The organism is Nocardia sp. CDC160 (assembly GCF_035818795.1).
In the GTDB taxonomy this organism is placed as follows: Bacteria; Actinomycetota; Actinomycetes; order Mycobacteriales; family Mycobacteriaceae; genus Nocardia.
Genome location: NZ_JAYKYT010000001.1, coordinates 191,719 through 209,082, shown reverse-complemented (window position 1 = coordinate 209,082; position 17,364 = coordinate 191,719). Strand labels below are relative to the sequence as shown.

Sequence of the window (17,364 nt, the reverse complement as noted above, 5' to 3'; positions counted from 1 at the left end):
TCATACCGGCCTGCTTCGGACCGGAATCCATTGCGGCATGGCGGATTCCGGATGGATACGCACTGGAATGACAGGGGTGGCTGTCGACCGGGCGGTCAGCCCGCGGCATGGCGGGCCGGGCGTAGGGGGTCGAGAGTGGTTGCGGGGCGGGCGGAGTCGGTGATCCATTCCACGCGGCCGTCGATGGGACTGAGCGCCAGATTGCCGTGGCGGGGTTGGGCGGCGCGGCCGCGTACGGAGATGTCGAGGCGGACGGTGCGCAGGCGACCGCAGCCGCGGCCGAGGCCGTCGTATCCGGAGACCTGCGTGTCGATGTGCAGGGCGGAACCGGACCAGGAGCCGTTGGTGACCAGCAGGGTGGAGTTCTTGCCGCGGGCACGGGCGGCGAGAATTCGGGTGCGCGACATCGGGACGGAGAGCCCGTTCAGGCCGAGTACGACCAGGTCCAAGCCGTCCAGCAATACGGAGGCAACCTCGAGCGGATCGTCTCCGGGGTCGGCGACCACGGCCAGCCGGTCGAGCCGGGCACCCATTTCCACGGCCGCGAGCAGACCCAGGCGCGGCATTCCGACCACGGCGGCATGCCCGCCCGCGCTCGTCACGGCGGCCAGCAGCCCGGCGATCAAGGACCCGGCTCCGTTGTAGACGACCACCGAACCCTTCGCCAATCCGCCGTCGGGCAGCAGGTTTTCGAGTGCCTTGGGCACCGGCAGCGTCTCCCGCCGCGACTCCCGCGCCACCGCCACCCGCGCGGCCGAGGACGTCGGCCCGGCCTCGGTGCCGCGCGCCGGAATCGCGGCCATCTTCCGCCGCAATTCGGCCAGCCGCTCCCGCTTGGCCTCCGCAGCCGCACCCATCCAGTGACCACCTTCTCCCAGTCGACGGGAAACCCTCGGAACCTCACGAGCCAGCACCGGCTCAGCTACCTAACATAATCGAAAGTATGTTCGATCACTGCACAGTAGAACTCGAGTCGCAGGACGCGTCAAGAGGCAGTGTCCCTCGCCACGGCCGACGGGCCGGGCTGGCTTCGGGGCGGTGATCAGCGGGTATGCCGTCGCGTACCGGCCGAAGCCAGCACCGCCAGGGCGAATAGGAGTCCGGCCAGGGCGGCGAACCAGTCGCCGACGCGGGCGTAGAGGGTTCCGCGGGTGGGTTGGGGGAGTTCGGCGAGCACCGAGCGGGTGATCGTGATGTCGGTGTCGGCGGTGGCGAGGAGGCGGCCGTGCGGATCGCTGGCCACGAGTTGGCCCAGCTGGGGCGCGCGGGCCACGGCGATGCCGGATTCGACACCGCGCAGCACGGCCATGCGGCTGTGCAGCCAGCGGTCGTCACGGAAATCGAGGGCGGGGACCAGCAGGAGGGTCGCGCCGCGGGCACGGTTGGCGCGGACCAGGGCCGGGCGGTCGAGGTCGAAGCAGATCGCCAGGGCCCAGGAGGTGTCGGGGATCCGCGTCCAGTCGTGGCCGGGGCGCAGGTCGGACTCCAAACCTGGGACCAGGTAGTGCTTTTCGTAGATGAGGCCGGTGGGATAGTCGATGGCGGCGTTCACGGTGGCGTCGCCGCGGGTGAGGAGCAGGCCAGCGATGACGTGCACATTGCGGCGGGTCGCGACCTCCGAGAGCGGACCGGCGAGGGTCGGCAGGGTGGATTCGGTGGCGCGCCAGGACTTTTCGGGGAGGACCACCGCCTTGGCCCCGCGATCGGCGAGACGCTCGACCTCGGCCACGACACGGGTGATCATGTCCAGGCCGTCGGGGGAATCGACCGGGACATAGTCCTCGGGCTGCGCGACGGCGACCAAACCCACCGGAACCGTGGGGCCCGAGGAGTCCGAGAGCTGCCAGAACCCGTAGCCGCCCACCGCGATGGCAAGAACGAGACCCGCTGCCGCACAGCGGACTCGGGCTTGGGCCGATATCCCGGTATCGATCAGCACCGCCGCGATCGCCGGTACCAGCATGACGAGAAACGAGATTCCCAGCCAGCCGGTCAGCGAGGCGATCTGGATCAGCGGCAGCACATCCGATTGGGTGTAGGCCACACTCCACCACGCCCCGAACGGCCCGCCCACGGAGATCAAGTACTCCATGACAACCCACCCGGACGGCAGCGCGAGAACAGCCAGCCCCACCCGCCCGCGCCGAATCAGCCTCCGCGTCAACACGATCAGCCCGCCATACACCGCCGCCGTCCCCACCAACAGCCCGATCGCGGACAGCGGCGGCTGCTCGACCGTGACGAGAAAGTAGCGCAGATACGGAATCGCCCCGACAAACCAGGACAGAAACCCGGCCCCGAACGCCACCCCCGCCGCTACCCGCGGCGCGATCAGCAACACGGGAATCGGTGCGAGAGCAGCAATTCCGGCCCACGGATGCATCCCGGTACCAAACTTCCACAACACCGCCGACCCGACCGTAGCGGCGACCACCGCAAGAACATTCGCAGGCCGCGACCCCCGACCCGACTCTTCCGCAAGACTCTGCTTCATCACCCATCAATGCTGGTCCAGGCCGCCACACCCACACATCGCCGACAAGAACGAACCCCACCCCGCTCCCACGAGCGACCACCAGACCTCGCGAGTGGCCATCGCACCCGCGAGCGACCATCTCGCTCCCGCGAGTGACCGAGGTTCCCGGGTTGCCCAGACGCGGGTTGGCGTCGCTAGGCGGGCCATGCCGAGGTGTCGCAGACCGGCTCGGCGCGCAGCTGGTCGGCGATCGGCCAGCCCGCGATGCGGTGGGAATGTGTCCACGTGCGCGGTCTCCGTAGTTGCGTGGGTGATTCCTCAGCCGTCTTGGCCGGGGGTGACCAGTCCGGCCTCGTAGGCGAAGACGACGGCTTGGACGCGGTCTCGTAGGGCTAGCTTCGAGAGGACCGCGCTCACATGGGTTTTCACTGTGTGTTCGGAGACTGTGAGGGCTTGGGCGATTTCGGCGTTGGATTGGCCGCGGGCCAATTCGCGGAGGGTGTCGCGTTCGCGGTCGGTCAATTCCGGGAGTCGGTTCGCGAGTTCGGGGCGGGGGTGTCCGTGTCCGGCCAGGTGGGCGATGACGCGGCGGGTGATGGTGGGGGCCAGTAGGGCCTCACCGGCGGCGATCACTCGCACGGCCGCGACGAGTTCCTCGCGGCGGGCATCCTTGAGCAGGAAGCCGCTGGCTCCGGCGTGCAGGGCGGCATAGACGTAGTCGTCGACGTCGAACATAGTCAGCACCAGCACTTTCGCGGAGGTGCGGGCGCAGATGCGGGCGGTGGCTTCGACGCCGTCCAGGCGTGGCATGCGGATGTCCATCACCACCACATCCGGGGCGAGCGCCTCCGCCAAGGCGACGGCCTCGAGTCCATCGGCCGCCTCACCCACTACCGTGATATCCGGTTCGGCGGACAGGATCAGGGCGAACCCACCACGAAACAGATCCTGGTCGTCGACCACGAGCACACGCACCGGTCAATTCTCCTGGGCGAGCGGCAGTTCGGCACTAACCACGAACCCGCTTTCGGAGCGGTCCACCGCCAGCCGCCCGCCGCATGACTCGACCCGCTCCCGCATTCCGGCCAGCCCCGACCCGTTCTGGCCCGCTGCCCCGGGGCTCGACATCGGTTGAAACCCACCGGTGTGTAGAGGAAGCCAATCGGACGGCGCGGTGTCGCTATCGCCACGCGGGCTGTTGCCGTCGTCGCGAATGTGCACGGTGAGATGCGCCTCGGACCAGTCGAGGGTGACCTCGACCCGGTGGGCGCGGGCGTGTTCGAGTGTGTTGGCCAGGGCCTGTTGTACGACTCGGTAGGCGGTCATCTCGATCTCGCTGGAAACTGGTCGACGCGTGCCGGTTTCGATCAGTTCGGCGTTCAGTCCGGTGCGTCGCGCCCCGTTCACCAGGTCGGGGATGGTTGCGATGCCGGGCTGATGGCGAGGTTGGGGAGAACCGTCGCGGAGGACGGAGAGGCTGTGGCGCAGGTCGCGGACCGCTGAACGGCCGGTGTCGGCGATACCGGCGAAGACGGTGTCGGCTCGGGCGGGGTCGGTGCGGGTCAGCAGGGGGCCGGTTTCGGCCTGGATGATCATCGAACCCAGTGCGTGCGTGACGATGTCGTGCACGTCCCGGGCGATTCGAACCCGCTCCCGGGCTACCGCCGCCTCACGCTCCTCATCCAGCCGTCGCGCCCGCTCCCGGAGTAATTCGATCTGCGCATGCCGTGCCCGAACGCCCGTTCCCAGTGTCCACGCGGTCGAAAACGACAGCGCCGCATAGGCGTAGGCTTCCACCGGCTCCTGGGGGAGAACCAGCGAGGCCGCAATCCCGATCACACCCACGACCACGGCCGCCCACCGCGCGGTCGGCGGGCTGTACGCGGCAATCGTGTACGCGCACACCACGGTTCCGTACGGCAGCACCGGCAGTGCGTGCGCACACGCCAGCACGATGATCGCGGTCCCGACCACCGCCCCGGTCGCCACGGGTGCGCGCCGCCGCCACCACAGCGGCACCGCCGCCACCAGCGCCATTCCCGTGACCCACCACGGCCGCCCAGCGGCGAGCTGCGGCGCGACCGTAGCCACGCTCACCAATACCGTGATGACGGCGTCGACCACCCGCTCGGGCACCGCACCCGCCCGAACCGGCACTTCCCGCACCCACTCTCGAGCCGTGCGCAGCCACCGGCGTGCGCGCGGCGGCCACCCGGCCCGCCCGCGGCCCTTCGCGACGACATCGTGAGCATCCATAGCCCATCGAGTCTGCGCCGCGCCACCCCAATCCGCCTCCCGCGCAGGGATGATCCGCACCCCCTACGCGAGAGCGAGCACCCCCAACGAATCCGGAGCGGGCTCGCGGGTGGGCGGTTACCAGTGAGTGCCGGGAACCAGGCGGGCGGCGCGGCGGAGGGCGGTGCCGGTGACGCGGACGGCGGGTGGGACGTTGCGGCGGCGGCGTGGGGGTTCGATGGGGTCCTCGTCGTCGGCGTCCAACTCGGGGGTGGCTTCGCCCTTGGCGGCGGGGGAATCGGGGATGGCGCGGTAGTAGCGGTGCAGCACCCGTTCCTTGATGCCGGGGGCGAAGAGTTGGCCGTATTCGGCCAAAGTGCCGATGGGAACGTCGATTTGGCGCGGACGCTCGGTGAGGGCGCGGACGATGGTGGCGGCGGCCCACTCGGGGGATTGGGTGCCGGTGCCCTGGTCGCCGCTGGGGGTGATCATGGGGGTGCGCACCAGCGGCATGTGGATGGTGGTGAAAGTGATGTTGCTGGAACGCATTTCGGCGGCGGTCACCTCGGCGAACTTGTCGAGGGCGGCCTTGCTGGCCAGATAGGCGGCGAAGCGCGGGGTGGCGACCTGGACGCCCGCGCTCGAAATGTTCACGATGTGACCGCGTCCGCGCTCCCGCATCTGGGGGAGCAGGCCCAGGGTCATGCGCACCGCGCCGAAGTAGTTGACGGCCATGGTGCGCTCGAAGTCGTGCATGCGGTCGGTGGAGCGGTGCACGGCCCGGCGAATGGAGCGGCCCGCATTGTTGACCAGCATATCGACGTGCCCGTGGGTCTCGAGAATGGTCTTCAGCGTCTTGTCGACGGAGTCCTGATCGGTGACATCGCACTGGTAGCCGAACGCCCGGCCGCCCTTGGCATTGATCTCGTCCACCACGCTGGACAGCTCGTCGGCCCGGCGGGCCAGCAACAGGACGACCGCGCCCTTCTCCGCGACGGCGAAAGCGGCCGAGCGTCCGATGCCGGAGGACGCGCCGGTAATGACGATGTGCTTGTCCGTCAGATCGCGGCGGGCGCGCCGACGGGCCAGGTAACCGGTGTCGCGCGCGACAGGGGAATCACTCATCACTGCTCCTGTGAAGGGGAATTGCCTCGAACTTACTCCAGAGTCAGTTAGCGCGCCACGACCGATGGGCGTGCCGCCGTAGAGACCATTCGGTTTCGAATGTATGTTCGATACTCGAGACCGGTCGGATTGCGGAGGAGGTGGGTCGTGGGCTGGCACAACGGCCCGCCGTCCTGGGCGGAAATGGAACGGGTGCTGTCCGGGCGACCCGATCCGGCGCGCAAACAGGTCGACGGTGACGGAGGCGACAGTCCCGCCTGGTCCCGAAAACGAGAGAAGTACGAGGCCGGGGCGCTGCGGGCCGGAAAATCCGCGGTGCCCTACGCCGAACTGCACACCCATTCGGCCTACAGCTTCCTCGACGGTGCCAGCCAGCCCGAGGAGTTGGTGGAGGAGGCGGTTCGACTCGGCCTGGAGGCGCTCGCGCTCACCGATCACGATGGGTTCTACGGGGTGGTGCGCTTCTCGGAGGCGGCGCGGGAATGGGGGATGCCGACCATCTTCGGAGCCGAACTGTCCATCGGCACCGCCGCCCGCGCGGGCGCGCACCTGGTGCCGCGCGGTCGCCGCCGCGGACGCGAAAACGACACGGACGCACTGAATTCCGAGCCGCGCACCGGCACCCCCGACCCGGCCGGACCGCACCTGCTGGTGCTGGCCCGCGGCCAGGAGGGGTACCGGCGGCTGTCGCGGGAGATGGCCGCCGCGCACATGGCGGCGGGGGAGAAGGGCATTCTGCGCTACGACCTGGACCGGCTCACCGAGGCCGCGGGCGGGCACTGGCACATTCTCACCGGCTGCCGGAAAGGGACCGTGCGACAGGCACTCTCACAGGGCGACGCGGCGGCCGAGGCGGCACTGCGCGAGCTGGTGGAGCGCTTCGGTCGCGAGCACGTGAGCGTGGAGCTCACCCACCACGGGATTCCGGAGGACGACGAGCGCAATGCCCGGCTCATCGAGCTCGCCGACCGGGTCGGACTGCCCGTGGTGGCCACCACCGGAGCACATTTCGCCGCACCGCCGCAACGGCGTCGGGCCATGGCGTTGGCGGCCATTCGGGCCCGCTCCAGCCTCGACGAGATGGCGGGCTGGCTGGCGCCCACCGGCGGCGCGCACCTGCGCTCCGGCGACGAGATGGCGCGGCTGTTCGCGGCCTGCCCGCGGGCGGTGGCGAATGCCGTTGCGCTGGGCCGGGAATGCGCCTTCGACCTGCGACTCATCGCACCGCAACTGCCGCCCTTCGAGGTGCCGGAGGGGCACGACGAGAACTCGTGGCTGCGCGAGCTCACCTTCCGGGGCGCGGCCCGGCGCTACGGCCCGCGCGCCGGTAACGAGCGGGCCTACCGGCAGTTGGAACACGAACTGAAAGTCATTGCGGAGCTGAAGTTTCCGGGCTACTTCCTGGTCGTGCACGACATCGTCGACTTCTGTCACACCAATGACATCCTGTGTCAGGGCCGGGGTTCGGCGGCGAATTCGGCGGTCTGCTACGCCATCGGCATCACCAATGTGGATCCGGTCGAGAATCAGCTGTTGTTCGAGCGCTTCCTGTCGCCGGAGCGGGACGGGCCGCCCGATATCGACGTGGATATCGAATCGGATCGGCGCGAGGAGGCGATCCAGCACGTCTACGCCAAATACGGGCGCGAGTACGCGGCACAGGTGGCCAATGTGATCACCTATCGCGGCCGGTCGGCCGTTCGCGATGCCGCACGCGCCCTGGGGTTTTCGACCGGACAGCAGGACGCCTGGAGTAAACAGGTGAGCCGGTGGACGGGTGTGGCGGAGGAACAGCACACCGATATTCCGGACGATGTGCTGGCGCTCGCCGGTGAATTGGAGGGATTGCCAAGGCATTTGGGTATTCACTCCGGCGGTATGGTGATCTGCGATCGCCCCATCGCCGACGTGTGCCCGACGGAATGGGCGCGCATGGCCGATCGCAGTGTGCTGCAGTGGGACAAAGACGACTGCGCCACAGCGGGATTGGTGAAGTTCGACCTGCTCGGGCTCGGCATGCTTTCGGCCCTGCACTACATGATCGACCTGGTGGCCGAGCACAAGGGGCAGACCGTCGAACTGCATCAGCTGGACCTGGGTGAGAAAGCCGTCTACGACATGCTGTGCCGCGCCGACTCGGTCGGCGTGTTCCAGGTGGAATCCCGGGCGCAGATGGCGACGCTGCCGCGCTTGCGGCCGCGAAAGTTCTACGACCTGGTCGTGGAGGTCGCGCTCATCCGGCCCGGGCCGATCCAGGGCGGGTCGGTGCACCCCTACATTCGCCGTCGCAATGGGAAGGAGAAAGTGGTCTACGACCATCCGGCACTGGAGAATTCGCTGTCCCGCACCCTCGGCATCCCGCTGTTCCAGGAGCAGCTCATGCAAATGGCCGTGGATGTCGCGGGATTCACCGCCGCCGAGGCCGATCAACTGCGCCGCGCCATGGGCTCCAAACGCTCGACGCAGAAAATGGAACGACTGCGCGCCCGCTTCTATCAGGGCATGAAGGATCTGCACGGCATTACCGGCGAGGTCGCCGACCGCATCTACGAGAAGGTGTACGCCTTCGCGAATTTCGGCTTCCCGGAAAGCCATTCGCAGAGCTTCGCCTCGCTGGTGTTCTATTCGGCCTGGTTCAAACTGCATCATCCGGCGGCCTTCTGCGCCGGACTGCTGCGCGCCCAGCCGATGGGGTTCTACTCGCCGCAGTCACTGGTCGCCGATGCCCGGCGGCACGGGGTGGTGGTGCACGGGCCCGATATCAACCACAGCCTGGCCGAGGCGACCCTCGAAGCGAAGGGCATGGAGATCCGGATGGGGTTGGCCGCGGTCCGCCACATCGGCACCGATCTGGCCGAACAGATCGTGGCCGCCCGCGCGAGCGGGCCCTACACCTCGTTCGTCGACCTCACCGGACGCGTGGAATTGACCGTGCCGCAGGCGGAAGCGCTGGCCACCGCGGGTGCGCTGGGCAGCTTGGGTTCCACCCGCCGCGAGGCGCTGTGGGCCGCGGGCGCGGCCGCCGGGGAACGCCCCGACCGACTGCCCGGCACCGGCGCGGCCACCGCCGCACCCGCCCTGCCCGGGATGAGCGCGCTGGAACTGGCCGCCGCCGACGTGTGGGCCACCGGCGTCTCGCCCGGCAGCTACCCGACCGAATTCCTCCGCGAACGCCTCGACGCGCTGGGTGTCGTCCCCGCCGCGCGCCTGCTCGACATTCGTGACGGCGCAAGGGTTCTCGTCGGCGGCGCGGTCACCCACCGGCAGCGTCCGGCCACCGCGGGCGGCGTCACCTTCCTCAATCTGGAGGACGAGACCGGCATGGTGAACGTGGTCTGCTCGGTCGGCCTGTGGGCCCGCTACCGCCGCCTCGCCACCACCGCCCCGGCCCTGCTCATTCGCGGCCGGGTCCAGAACGCCGAGGGCGCGGTCACGATTGTCGCCGAACATCTGCAACGCATGGACTTGCGCATCGAGGGCCGCTCCCGCGACTTCCGCTGAATGCCGACGCGCCCGGCACTTCGAGTGAAGTACCGGGCGCGCCAAAGGTTTTCGCCGGAACGGGCAGGCGGTCAGAAGTCGCCGCCGCCTCCGCCGCCGGAGTCGCCACCTCCGCCGAAGTCACCGCCGCCACCGAAATCGCCGCCGCCGGAGTCTCCGCCGCCGCCGAAGTCGTAGTCACCTCCGCCTCCGCCCCACTGCTGGTTGCCGGGGTCGTAGCCGCCGGATTCCGGGGGTGGGCCGTAGTCGTTGCGGTCGCGTTCCTCGTGCTCGCCTTCCATGCGGCCGAGTTCGTAGCCGAGCAGGCCGCCGCCGACGGCACCGCCCACCGCGCCGAGACCGGCCGCGGCACCCGGGCTCATGCCCGGGCGGCCGCCGCCGTAGCCGGGGCCGTAACCCGGACCGTAGCCGGGCCCGCCCGGTGCGTAGCCGCCGCCGAAACCACCACCGGGACCGCCGAACTGCGCGGGCGGGGGCGGCGGGTTGCGGCGGCGTCGGATGAAGGCGAAGACCGCCGCGACAATGCCGCCGATGACCAGGATCGGGCACAGCAGGCCGAGCCAGCCCCAGCCGCTGCTCTTGGTGGCGGGCTTGGCCGCCGGGGCGGGGGCGGGAGCCGGGTTACCGGCCTTGGTTGGCGCGGGCTGGTCGCTCGCCGACTTCAGCGCGCCCAGGGCCGCGATGGTCGCGGCCGTGTAGTCGTTGTTGCCGAAGGCGTTCTTGAAAGCCGCGCCCGCGGAATTGGTTTCCCTGATGTGCGAATTCGACCCGGTGCGGACGTCGAAGAAATGCGACTTGGTGTTGATGGCCAAGACCACGTCCGTCGCGCCGGAGACGTGGCTCTGCACCTCTTGGTCGAACTTGCCGCGATTGTCGGCGAACTTGTCGGTGGTGAAGATCTGCACCGGATTCGACAGTTCGTTCGCCGCGTTCGTCACCTTGGCGACATCCAGGACGTTCATATCGTCGTGCACGACGGTCGGTCCGGCCGTGGCCGTACCCGCCGCGAGGAGGATCACCCCCGCCACGGCCGAGAGCAGCAATAGCAAACGCTTGAACATCTTCACTTTCCTTCCCGGGCGACCTGCCTGCCACCACGGCACTCGCGACACTACGTCGTCCCCGCCACGATCGCTCGTCCGAGATGGCCACGATCGCTCGTCCGAGATAATGGCGCGCGACACCCAGGAGAGGAGCGCGGCGTGCCCACAGTGGTCCGGGCGACCATCAAGCCCGGCAGCAAGAAAGGCCCGCTGGTCGAGACCCTCGACGACGGGACCCTACAGCTGTACGTGCGCGCCCCGGCCGTGGAGGGCAAGGCCAACAAGGCCGCGATCGAACTGCTGGCTTCCCACTACGGGGTTCCCAAGTCCGCGGTGCGCCTAACCGGCGGGGCGACATCCCGCTTCAAGCGCTTCGAGATCGACGACTAGACCGCCCCCGGAAAACCCAACTGCCGCCACGCCTCGTACACGGCGACGGCCGCGGCATTGGACAGATTCATGGACCGGCGATCCGGCAACATGGGAATGCGCAACTGCTCGGTCACGCGGGGATCGGTGAGCACCTCCTCGGGCAACCCGGTCGGCTCGGGCCCGAAGAGCAGGACATCACCCTTGCGATAGGCGATCTCGGTGTTGTGCGTGGTGGCCGTGGCGGTGAAGGCGAAGACCCGTTCGGGTGCGATGGCCTCCCACGCGGCGGCGAGATTCGGATGCACGGTGACAACGGCCAGGTCGTGGTAGTCCAACCCGGCCCGGCGTAGCTTCGGCTCGGATAGGTCGAAGCCGAGGGGTTCGATCAGGTGCAGCTCGCAGCCGGTCCCGGCGGCCAGGCGAATGGCATTGCCGGTATTGGGCGGAATCCGGGGTTCGAAGAACACGAGATGGAACACGGGCTCCAGCATCGCAGAGGGACGGTCGAGCGCGTGCGGGGAGTCCGGCCCATGCCGGTGGCGGCCGCGGTGTGGCATCGATGGCCCCCTCTGCGACGCGTTCGGTCCCCAACTTGTCGCCACCACCGCTACTAGATTCGGCGTAGGTCAGCGATCCTCGGCCGTTGAGCGGGGGCGTCACCGAGATCGCCGAAAGTCGTTGCACCAGTTGAAAGTAGGTTTGTGAAATGTATGCCCTGGTGATTGTCCGGTACCGACTTCCGCTGGAAGAAGTCGATGAGGCGCTCCGGGAAGCGCACCGTGAGTATCTGCGTGGGCTGAAGAAGCAAGGTCTGCTGATCGCCTCCGGACCGTTCCAGCCGCATTTCGGCGGCGGGTTCCTGTTGCGTGTACCCGATGTCGAAACCCTCGATCGGATCCGTGACAACGATCCGTTCACCGAATTCAAGATCGGGCAGTACGAGATCTTGGTCTGGGACGTCAAAACCGGCGTCGAGGACCTCGACCGCATCGCCTGACCACACGTTTAGAACATGCCGTGTGGATGGGGGAGGGGGTTGGGGACGGGTTGGACGACGTCCCAGTGCTCGATGACGAGGCCGTCGCGGAGACGCCATAGGTCGACGATCGCCATGTCGGTTCCGGCGACGGTCAGGTGGACGTGGACGGCCACCAGGTCGTCGTCGGCGAGCAGGCGCACCACCTCCTGGTCGGCGGTGGCGAGGGCCTGCCCGGCCGGGGTGGCGAAGAAGTCGCGGAACGCCTGCTTGCCGGTGCCGGTCGTCGGATCGTGGGGTACGCGCGGGTTGTGGGAGACGAATTCGTCGTGCAGCAGGGCGAATCCGGCCTCCAGGTCTCCGGCGGCCACGTGGCGGTAGAGGTCGCGCACCACGGTGCGGTTGACATCGGCGCGGGTGTCTTGCTGGTCGATGCTCACGAATCTGTCCTCTCGGAATTCGAAGGGGTGCTACCGGAATGACGGATCGCCCGGCCTCCGCGTCACGCGTGACGTTCGACCGGTCCGTACCGTCGATCAGGTATGAGCGTGGATTTCGAGCAGCACCGCACCGAACTCTTCGCGGCGGCCTACCGCATGCTGGGCAGCCGCGCCGACGCCGACGACGTGCTGCAGGAGGCGTGGCTGCGCTGGCAGCGGGTCGATCACGACACCGTCGACCAGCCGCGCGCCTACCTGTTCCGCCTGGTCTCCCGACTCGCCATCGACCAGCTGCGCAAGGTCCGGGCCCGGCGCGAGACCTACATCGGCCCGTGGCTACCCGAACCGCTGCTCACCGGCCCCGACTCCGATCTCGAACTCGCCGAATCGGTTTCGATGGCGCTGCTGGTGGTGCTGGAATCCCTCGACCCCGCCGAACGCGTCGCCTTCGTCCTCCACGAGGCCTTCGGCTTCGAACACGCCGAAATCGCCGACCTCCTCGGCCGCACCGAACGCGCCACCCGCCAACTCGCCTACCGAGCCCGCAAACACCTCGAATCCCGCCGCCCCCGCCACCGCACCACCCCCGACGAACACCGCGCCCTCACCGAACACTTCCTGTCCGCCGCGACGAATGGCGACCTCACCCTCCTCACCCAACTCCTCGCCCCCGACGTGATTTTCCGAGCCGACGCCAACGGCACCTCCGAAACCCCGAGAGAACCCCTGCACGGCCTCACGACGGTATCCGGCTACCTCTGCTCGATTACCTGGGCCTGGTCCCCCACCCTCACCCCCCGCTTCGCCGAAATAAACGGCACCCCAAGCGCAATCCTCCAGACGGCGGACTCGACCTGGGCAGTCCTATCCCTGGACCTCAACGCCGACAACAGAATCCAAGCCATCCACCTAATCCTCAACCCCGCCAAGCTAACCCACATCCCCTGACAGGAAATCGACGAGCATGCAATTCAGCAGGCAAACGTCGAGAAGGGTCCTGCTGAATTGCATGCTCGTGGAGTGCCGGTGGGCTGGAAAACAGTTCGGGCACCCGCTCGCCCACCGGATTTGGTGGGGGCAGGTGCCCGGGTGGTGCGGTGGGAATGGTTTCTAGCGCAGTTCGCGCGCCAGGTTGGCGTCCAGCACGCCGAGGAACTCCTCGGTGGTCAGGTAGCCCTGGTCGCCGCCGACCAGCAGCGCGAGGTCCTTCGTCATCTGGCCGGACTCGACCGTCTTGATGACGACGTCCTCGAGGGTCTGGGCGAAGCCGATCACCTCGGGGGTGTTGTCCAGCTTGCCGCGGTGGGCCAGGCCACGCGTCCACGCGAAGATCGAGGCGATCGGGTTGGTGGAAGTCGGCTTGCCCTGCTGGTGCTGGCGGTAGTGGCGGGTCACGGTGCCGTGCGCCGCCTCGGCCTCACAGGTGCGGCCGTCCGGGGTCAGCAGCACGGAGGTCATCAGACCCAGCGAGCCGAAGCCCTGCGCCACGGTGTCGGACTGCACGTCGCCGTCGTAGTTCTTGCAGGCCCAGACGTAGCCGCCCTCCCACTTGAGCGCGGAGGCGACCATGTCGTCGATGAGGCGGTGCTCGTAGGTCAGACCGGCCGCGTCGAACTCGTCCTTGAACTCGGTCTCGTACACCTCCTGGAAGGTGTCCTTGAACATGCCGTCGTAGGCCTTGAGGATGGTGTTCTTCGTCGACATGTACACCGGGTAGTTCTGCTGCAGGCCGTAGTTCAGCGAGGCCCGCGCGAAGTCCCGGATGGACTCCTGGAAGTTGTACATGCCCATGATCACGCCGCCCTCTTCGGGCATCTTCACGACTTCCTGGACGATCGGCTCGGAGCCGTCCTCCGGGGTGAAGGTCAGGGTGACGGTGCCCGCCTGGTGCACCTTGAAATCGGTGGCGCGGTACTGGTCGCCGAAGGCGTGGCGGCCGATGATGATCGGCTTGGTCCAGCCCGGAACCAGACGCGGAACATTCGAGATGATGATCGGCGCGCGGAAGATGGTGCCACCGAGGATGTTGCGGATGGTGCCGTTCGGCGACCGCCACATCTTCTTCAGCCCGAATTCCTTGACGCGGGCCTCATCGGGGGTGATCGTCGCGCACTTCACGCCCACGCCGTGCTTCTTGATGGCGTTGGCGGCGTCGATGGTGACCTGATCATCGGTCTTGTCCCGGTATTCGATGCCGAGGTCGTAGTACTCGAGGTTCACATCGAGATACGGATTGATCAGCTTGTCCTTGATGAACTGCCAGATGATCCGGGTCATCTCGTCGCCGTCGAGCTCGACGACGGTGCCTTCAACCTTGATCTTGGACATGGATCTTCGTGTCCTCCTAGGAAGGTGGTGCTCCCATTGCACGGCCGGTGAGCACCGCTTGTAGCGGACCCCAGCTGTTCAACAGACAACGTATACGCATGGCGCTCGGCACGGGGCCTGTGGTGCCAGGTCCACGCACGCTGTGGCGTCAAGCAAGACAAGCGTACTGCTGCTATCGATCTCACCGCGCGGGCGGCCCCCGCTGTGCGGGAATTCAGTGCGGTTACCGATAAGTAGCTTTTCGGGTGACTTTCCGCACTTCCCAGCATGCGAAAAAGCCGCGGGCGATGGCAAGCCCGTTGCCATCGCCCACGGATATATTTTCCCGCTGCTCAGACGCCCACGTGTACGGCGTGCTCAGACGGCCACGTGCACCGCGTGCTCATCGCCTTCGAGCAGATTCTCCGGCTTGTCCCGGATCATGAACGCCGCGATCGGAATGCAGAGCAGGAAGAAGCCCGCGCCGATCAGGAATGCGATGTCATAGGAGTGGATCGAGGCCCGTTCCATCACATGGTCGATGGTCGCGTTATTGCGCACATACCGCTCGGCCACCTGCACCGAAATGGTCGTCAGCAGAGCCGTGCCGATCGACCCGCCGACCTGCTGCGCGGCATTGAGCAGGGCGCTGGCCACACCCGAGTCCTCCGCCTCGACCTGATGCAGTGCCGTGGTCTGCATGGACACGAACAGGAAGCCCATGCCGAGCGCGATCAGGATCATGGCGGGCAGCAGGGCGCTGGCGTAGCTGTCGCCGAACTCGAGCCGCGACAACCACAGCAGACCCGCCGCGCCGAGCACCGAACCCGCCAGCATCAGCGGCCGCGGGCCGATCTTGGGCAGTACCGCCGAGGCGATGCCCGCCGACACCACGATCCCGGCCGGGAAGGGCAGGAACGCCACACCCGTCTTCAGCGCCGAATAGTGCTCCACGATCTGCAGGTAGAAGCTCAGGTTCAAGAACATGGCGAACATCGCGATGGGCACCAACAGCGCGATCAGATACGACCCGCCGCGGTTGATCTCACCCGGAATACGCAGCGGCAGCAGCGGATTCGAGGTCCGTCGTTCGATGGCCACGAAGGCCGCCAGCAGGGCCACGCCCGCGATGAACAGGGCCAGCGTGAGCGAGGCCGTCCAGCCGTCGGAGGCGGCGCGGCTGAAACCGTAGACGATGGAGATCAGGCCGAGGGTGACGGTGACCGCGCCCGGCAGGTCGTACCCGCCGGTGCGGGGCGCGGGCACATCCTTGATCACGAAGGCGAACGCGCCGACCAGCGCCAGCAGCGCGACCGGGGTGTTCACCAGCAGCGACCAGCGCCAGTTCGCGTACTCGACGAGCGCGCCACCGGCGATCAGGCCCAGCGCCGCGCCCGCCGCGGACACACCCGCGAACACACCGAACGCGCGAGCGCGCTCCTTGGCCTCGGTGAAGGTCACCGACACCAGCGACAGGGCGGCCGGGGCCAGCAGCGCGCCGAACGCGCCCTGTAGTGCGCGGCCCGCGAAGAGTTCGGCCTGGTTCTGGGCGAGACCTGCCAGCGCCGAGGCCGCGGCGAAGCCGATGAGGCCGACCATGAGGATGCGGCGGCGGCCCAGGTAGTCGGCGAGGCGGCCGCCGAGCAGCAGCAGGCCGCCGAAAATCAGGGTGTAGGCGGTGAAGATCCACTGCTTGTCGCCATCGCTGATGTGCAGATCCTGCTGCGCGAAGGGCATGGCAATGGTGACGATCGTGGCGTCCAGGACCACCATGAGCTGCGCCATCGCGATCACGGCGAGCGCCCACCAGCGCCTGGAGTCTTTTGCGGGACTTGATATTTCGTCGGTGCCGAGAGCGTCCGTCGCTACGGTCATGAGCCTCTCCTCTGGGGTTCGAAGGCAGCTTTCACCATAGTGGCCCATGACGACAATTGGCGTCAAGAGAAATTTGGCGTAGTGCGACAGTTGTCATAATGGGACAGATGGAACCGTTTAGCCCTTAGACTGGAGTCATGTCGGATTTGTCAAGTCACACCGGTGTGATCTCGCGTCATCGCCCCAGCCTGCGAGAACGCAAGAAGGAACAGACCCGCGCGCGCATCATCGACGTCGCGCTGCGACTGTGCGATGAGCAGGGATTCGACGCCACCACCGTGGAGCAGATCGCCGACACCGCCGACGTTTCGCCGCGCACCGTGAACCGGTACTTCGAGAGCAAGGAAGACATCGTCATCGCGCCCATCACCGACTGGGCGCGAGCGCATGCGGAGGCCCTGCGCGAGCAGCCACACACCGGCAACGAAATGCAGGCGCTACTGGACAGCTTCCTCGCCATCGTGGATCGGGTCGTCGACCGCGACGAGCCGCTGCCCTTCCGCTGGTTCCAGCAGATGCAGCGCATCATCGCCGCCTCGGCCCCGGTGCGGGCCTGCAGCCTCGCGGCGGCCGAGAACAAGACCGAGCAGACCGCCGCGGTGCTGGCCGAGCGACTCGGCACCACCGTCAACGACGTGCGGGTTCGGCTGCTGCTCGGCACTTTTCACGCCATCATGCGCGCGGGCACCGAATGCGAGGTCGAATCCGGCTCCACCCTGGACCAGGTCCTCACCTCGCCCCGTGGCATGGCCGACGCCGTGGTCGCGGCCTATCACGAATTCGTGCGGACCTGCGCGGCGCCGACTGTGGCGAGCCCCACTTCCGAGACGGCGGCCTCCGCCCGCTAGAATCTCGCAACAGGTCAAGAGCATCAGCGCCAAGCCCCGGCTCGCTGATCGGCAACCCTCCAGCTGCGGTGGGGTGCTCCGGGTGAGGACCGGGCGTTCGAAGGACGAACGCAAGCGCAACTAGGAGGTCTACCGAAATGTGTTGTTGTCGAAGCCCATTCGCTTC

The 17,364-nt window shown here is 67.8% G+C and carries 15 protein-coding genes and 1 riboswitch; of the genes, 5 read left to right on the top strand and 10 right to left on the bottom strand.

Going from position 1 to position 17,364, the window contains the following annotated elements; translation table 11 throughout:
• Window positions 1-95: 95 nt before the first annotated feature.
• From VMT40_RS01035 to VMT40_RS01015, 5 genes are all read right to left on the bottom strand, one after another.
• Window positions 96-857, bottom strand: a complete 762-nt coding sequence (locus VMT40_RS01035; protein ID WP_326356104.1) for a hypothetical protein — start codon at window positions 855-857, stop codon at window positions 96-98.
• Window positions 858-1,042: 185 nt separating this feature from the next.
• Window positions 1,043-2,407, bottom strand: coding sequence for a nitrilase-related carbon-nitrogen hydrolase (locus VMT40_RS01030; protein WP_326356103.1), 1,365 nt, complete (start codon window positions 2,405-2,407; stop codon window positions 1,043-1,045).
• 387 nt (window positions 2,408-2,794) lie between these two features.
• On the bottom strand, window positions 2,795-3,451 hold the full coding sequence (locus tag VMT40_RS01025; protein ID WP_326356102.1) for a response regulator transcription factor: 657 nt from the start codon (window positions 3,449-3,451) through the stop codon (window positions 2,795-2,797).
• Between the two features lie 3 nt (window positions 3,452-3,454).
• Entirely contained in the window at window positions 3,455-4,732 is a 1,278-nt protein-coding gene (locus VMT40_RS01020) for a sensor histidine kinase (protein WP_326356101.1), read from the bottom strand.
• Between the two features lie 117 nt (window positions 4,733-4,849).
• A complete protein-coding gene (locus tag VMT40_RS01015; RefSeq protein WP_326356100.1) occupies window positions 4,850-5,836 on the bottom strand; it encodes an SDR family NAD(P)-dependent oxidoreductase in 987 nt (328 codons plus the stop codon).
• 147 nt (window positions 5,837-5,983) lie between these two features.
• Here VMT40_RS01015 and VMT40_RS01010 point away from each other — a divergent pair, with 147 nt between their 5' ends.
• The gene (locus tag VMT40_RS01010) at window positions 5,984-9,337 is read left to right on the top strand and encodes an error-prone DNA polymerase (protein WP_326356099.1); all 3,354 of its coding nucleotides are present in this window, start codon (window positions 5,984-5,986) and stop codon (window positions 9,335-9,337) included.
• A 71-nt stretch (window positions 9,338-9,408) separates the two neighbouring features.
• Here VMT40_RS01010 and VMT40_RS01005 read toward each other — a convergent pair whose 3' ends face one another.
• Window positions 9,409-10,398 (bottom strand): hypothetical protein, encoded by a 990-nt coding sequence (locus VMT40_RS01005; protein WP_326356098.1) that lies wholly within the window; start codon window positions 10,396-10,398, stop codon window positions 9,409-9,411.
• A 141-nt stretch (window positions 10,399-10,539) separates the two neighbouring features.
• Between VMT40_RS01005 and VMT40_RS01000 the strand changes: the two genes are divergently transcribed.
• On the top strand, window positions 10,540-10,770 hold the full coding sequence (locus tag VMT40_RS01000; RefSeq protein WP_326356097.1) for a DUF167 domain-containing protein: 231 nt from the start codon (window positions 10,540-10,542) through the stop codon (window positions 10,768-10,770).
• On the opposite strand, the gene VMT40_RS00995 is transcribed toward VMT40_RS01000, so the two are convergent.
• Complete coding sequence (locus VMT40_RS00995; protein ID WP_442789882.1) at window positions 10,767-11,243, bottom strand: tRNA (cytidine(34)-2'-O)-methyltransferase; 477 nt, start codon at window positions 11,241-11,243, stop codon at window positions 10,767-10,769. The genes VMT40_RS01000 and VMT40_RS00995 overlap by 4 nt on opposite strands.
• Window positions 11,244-11,458: 215 nt before the next feature.
• Here VMT40_RS00995 and VMT40_RS00990 point away from each other — a divergent pair, with 215 nt between their 5' ends.
• On the top strand, window positions 11,459-11,749 hold the full coding sequence (locus VMT40_RS00990; RefSeq protein WP_326356096.1) for a YciI family protein: 291 nt from the start codon (window positions 11,459-11,461) through the stop codon (window positions 11,747-11,749).
• A gap of 8 nt (window positions 11,750-11,757) precedes the next feature.
• Here VMT40_RS00990 and VMT40_RS00985 read toward each other — a convergent pair whose 3' ends face one another.
• Window positions 11,758-12,168, bottom strand: a complete 411-nt coding sequence (locus VMT40_RS00985) for a nuclear transport factor 2 family protein (RefSeq protein WP_326356095.1) — start codon at window positions 12,166-12,168, stop codon at window positions 11,758-11,760.
• Window positions 12,169-12,270: 102 nt separating this feature from the next.
• On the opposite strand from VMT40_RS00985, the gene sigJ reads away from it, so the two are divergent.
• Window positions 12,271-13,116, top strand: a complete 846-nt coding sequence (gene sigJ / locus VMT40_RS00980; RefSeq protein ID WP_326356094.1) for an RNA polymerase sigma factor SigJ — start codon at window positions 12,271-12,273, stop codon at window positions 13,114-13,116.
• 162 nt (window positions 13,117-13,278) lie between these two features.
• On the opposite strand, the gene VMT40_RS00975 is transcribed toward sigJ, so the two are convergent.
• Both VMT40_RS00975 and VMT40_RS00970 read right to left on the bottom strand, forming a co-directional pair.
• Window positions 13,279-14,496 carry an NADP-dependent isocitrate dehydrogenase gene (locus VMT40_RS00975; protein WP_326356093.1) on the bottom strand — a complete coding sequence of 406 codons (1,218 nt, stop codon included), beginning with the start codon at window positions 14,494-14,496 and terminating at the stop codon, window positions 13,279-13,281.
• 357 nt (window positions 14,497-14,853) lie between these two features.
• A complete protein-coding gene (locus VMT40_RS00970; protein WP_326356092.1) occupies window positions 14,854-16,350 on the bottom strand; it encodes an MFS transporter in 1,497 nt (498 codons plus the stop codon).
• Between the two features lie 137 nt (window positions 16,351-16,487).
• On the opposite strand from VMT40_RS00970, the gene VMT40_RS00965 reads away from it, so the two are divergent.
• The gene (locus VMT40_RS00965; protein ID WP_326356091.1) at window positions 16,488-17,198 is read left to right on the top strand and encodes a TetR/AcrR family transcriptional regulator; all 711 of its coding nucleotides are present in this window, start codon (window positions 16,488-16,490) and stop codon (window positions 17,196-17,198) included.
• Window positions 17,199-17,210: 12 nt separating this feature from the next.
• Window positions 17,211-17,321, top strand: a riboswitch (SAM riboswitch).
• Window positions 17,322-17,364 lie beyond the last annotated feature (43 nt).